The 3527-nt window shown below is 30.5% G+C and carries 4 protein-coding genes; all 4 read right to left on the reverse strand.

What is annotated here, in order from left to right; translation table 11 throughout:
- Window positions 1–293 precede the first annotated feature (293 nt).
- Window positions 294–515, reverse strand: coding sequence for a hypothetical protein (locus AB671_RS04205; protein ID WP_066681035.1), 222 nt, complete (start codon window positions 513–515; stop codon window positions 294–296).
- 194 nt (window positions 516–709) lie between these two features.
- Complete coding sequence (locus AB671_RS04210) at window positions 710–1915, reverse strand: NUMOD4 domain-containing protein (protein WP_066681037.1); 1206 nt, start codon at window positions 1913–1915, stop codon at window positions 710–712.
- Window positions 1916–1990: 75 nt separating this feature from the next.
- A complete protein-coding gene (locus AB671_RS04215; RefSeq protein ID WP_066681039.1) occupies window positions 1991–2953 on the reverse strand; it encodes a hypothetical protein in 963 nt (320 codons plus the stop codon).
- 175 nt (window positions 2954–3128) lie between these two features.
- On the reverse strand, window positions 3129–3527 hold a 399-nt coding region (locus AB671_RS04220), incomplete at its 5' end, for a hypothetical protein (protein ID WP_228390993.1).

A 3527-nucleotide genomic window follows, 5' to 3' on the forward strand; every position in this document is an offset into this window, starting at 1 on the left:
AAATGCAAAAAGCCTCAAAAGAAAATATGAAGTAAACCGTTTGATTCTTATAGTTGACTAATGGAAAAATATCGTTTTTTGAGATTATTTAAGCATTAAATGAGCAAGTTGAAACATCGTTTTAGCTTTATATTCTTTTTTTAATTTATAGACATATTTCTCAACTGAACTTAGACTGCTGGTTTCGAAGTTATTTTCTTTTAGATATTCTGATATTTCAGTGATTGTGAAACCGTCCTTTAGTAATTCAATGATTTTATTTTTGTATTCCATTTTCCTATCACGTATATTATTTATTCTTGATAATCTAACAGCAAACTGATACTGTATTCTTTTGAATCTTCTTTTTCTTTATGCCAGATGACATCCCTAACAATCAAATAATCTTCCATTTGGCTAAGTTCTTCTCCGGGAAAGAAATCTCCGGTAAATAGCTTTTCTCCTATTCTTGGAAGAACAGGAGATTCCCAATTTATGGGTTTTCGATGAAAATCAATACATAAGATTACAGTCATAACTTTTTTTTATCGTTTTCTCTATTGAAACAAGTTTCACAGAATACTCCAAACATTCAGCAATATAATTAAATAATGTCTATATCATATTGAGTTGTTTTGAGTTTTTGATTGACCTTTTAAGAATAATAAATATATTTTCAAGATTGATGGTAACGCATAAACTCACGCGGAATAGTTGTAAACTTATTTACTCAGTTACTTATATTTACATTCTTATCAGAATTTCTAAAATTTCCTTTTAGCACATCATTAGCCGGATGCAGTGAGAGTTTTGAAATATCAATATCCCATTGAGGATTGCTTTTATTGACAACCATCAAGTTCCTGTCTAATAAATCAAATTTTTCTACAAAACAACAATAGAGCAGTTTACTCATTACTACCCGAATATATTTCCCTTCATTATTTAATTTGCACGACAAAGAGTAAGTTTTATCATTATTGATGATCAAGGTCTGGGACAGTATTTTTTCCTGTAAAAAAATAAACTTGTTTCTTGAAATCCAACCGCTTAATCGTTTTATCCGTCCTTTGTTAGACAACTGATAACGGGATTCGAAGCCTGGAATAGGAACAGGCACCCAGTATTCTCCGGAAAGATCTTTTACGGATAAATTAAAACACGATGGTGGGTTATATGCGTCAATGTTCGGCTTACCAAGTTTCTCCCAGAGATATTTATTGAGTAAACTATTCACATTATATGATATTTTGACCATTTGAAATTCCTCTTTTTTTGGAGGATTTCCCTGCAAAAACCATCGAAATTTTCCGGACGTCAGAATGACCTTATTGATTACATCCATAATGCTTTCACAAGCGATACCCAGTTTTTCTTCTACAGAATAGATACTTTCATAATGAGCAATAAAATCCCCTTCTACTGTATACTGGCTGACTGGTTTCATGTAATCAACATGTACGTTTCTTGTTCTATCCTTGCGAAAAATAGTCATACGCTTTTCTTTTGCTGAAATTTTCTCCAGATTGCTGCTGTGTTTATTAAAAACGTTATCATCTTTACATGAAATCACAAATGAACGATCCTCCAGGTCAAATCTTTCGACAAAATGATAGTATACCAAACGTGCAACAGATCTGGTGTACTTAGATCCATCTGAAGAAAGTCCACAGTTAACATTGTAAATGTAGTTTTTAAGGTAGTTATTATACTGTCTGGTAAAATGCGGCTTGCGGATTTTTTCGGTTATCCAATGTTCTATTCCCATTGTTGTATGAGAAAGACGGCTAAGACTCTTCACCCTTCCATAATTGGATATTTCATAATTCTCAAATCCTTCAATAGACTTCCATTGTTCATCAGGAAGATTTTCTAAAGAATAGTTGTAGAGAACTTCTTTTACATATTCATCCTCAAGTTCTGGTGGCAGTTTCATAAAATAATATTATAAATTCATCATATTTTATCGTTTTTTGAGATTTTCAGTTTTTAATTAAAGTTAGAGATATCTTTATTCAAACATATTGTTAAGCCTATCTAAAAAACTACTATTTTTGCTTTCTGAATTTGCTTTAATAATTTTTTCACTTTTTGCCAAACCATCTTGCGCAGCATTTTCATCTAAAAAATTTTTATCATCCCAATGCTCCATTATGTGCTTAGTTTGCCAAGGATAAAGCGACTCGGCAAGTTTTTTAGCATCAAATTCAACTTCGTCAATATTGTCAGGACTATATGTAATTGTTGCCAATGGCGGATAGATTCCTAACTTTTTATAAGCTAATAACTTATGATGTCCATCCAAAATAAAATTCGACGAATAGTAATCATTCAAGTCAAAATAAGCATTAAATATTATTGCAAATGGTCTTGCTCCATTTTTAATTATATTTTCAAAATATTTAACTCTATTTCCGTCAATATCTTGTTGTGGTTGCGTAGCATACAAAGATTCAAAATCTTTGTAGATGCCACTCGTTGAATAGTCTAATAAGCTAGAAGGATAAAACTCCTTAGATATTTTAACCTCTTTAAAAAATTGTTTGTGATTTTTAATTACATTGTCTGCATTTCTAATGTCTGTTATTTCATCTGGAAATACAACCTCCAGATCTTCGTATCTTGACTTTTCAAAATTGTCAATTGAAGATTTGTACTCAAAAAATTCTTTTTGTTTGCTATTATAAAATTGTAGGATGTAACTTCCATTCTTAAATATTGGAAACAAGGGGTGCAAAGCTCTATACAATCCCTGAATGTTATTTGTAAAATCCTGATTTAAATCTTCATTGATTTTATCCCTCACTGTCTTCCGATACTCTTCATTATAGGGTAAAACACTAACATACTTTCCAACAGAACCCTGGCAATCACGCCAGACTACAGTCAGCGGATAATTAAATCTTATGTAGCTACCAATATCACTCATTCCGATAGAGCATATATCATTTCCATTTTCAATAGTAAATTTCATAAAAATTTTTTGAATACTTGCTAATTTTCAAATTTACGCTATTACGTCAAAATGATTAGTGAAATCACATACAGTGATTCCTGTCACAAATTAATTTTTTTTTAATCGTTTTGTGAGATTTAGGATTGTTTATTATAGACATTTCCGTATTTTGATAGTACGTTGTATTGCAGTACTATTTTGGCAAACTATTCAAAATACCTAATTTCATTAATCTAGATTGATATTCATCAGTGCGAATCAAATTATGACGTTTCATATATTCAAGACGTTGTAGTTCATCAAATCTAATATCAGGCGTTTTTTCCAAAATTTTGGGATATTCTGTTTCAATTAATTCTGCTTCTACTTTTGAAATTGTTTTTAATTCTTTTTCAGTAGGTAAATCCTTTATAAGTTCTGGCGAATTCTTGCTCAGATATATTATAGCATCACTTAAAGTTTGAAAATTGAAAACTTTAAGTTTGTGTGCATTTACTTTTAAATCATTAAGAGCCTGTTTAAAAAATGAATAATAAAAAAGAGTATGGGCTAAAAACTGGCTAAAAATTGTCATTTTAGAGTTGCAAAACAA

Source organism: Chryseobacterium sp. BGARF1 (genome assembly GCF_001677955.1).
Classification (GTDB): Bacteria; Bacteroidota; Bacteroidia; order Flavobacteriales; family Weeksellaceae; genus Chryseobacterium.

Coding starts and splice junctions, on each gene's coding strand:
- AB671_RS04215 (WP_066681039.1), bottom strand. CDS start 2,953: ATGAAATTTACTATTGAAAATGGAAATGATATATGCTCTATCGGAATG.
- AB671_RS04210 (WP_066681037.1), bottom strand. CDS start 1,915: ATGAAACTGCCACCAGAACTTGAGGATGAATATGTAAAAGAAGTTCTC.
- AB671_RS04205 (WP_066681035.1), bottom strand. CDS start 515: ATGACTGTAATCTTATGTATTGATTTTCATCGAAAACCCATAAATTGG.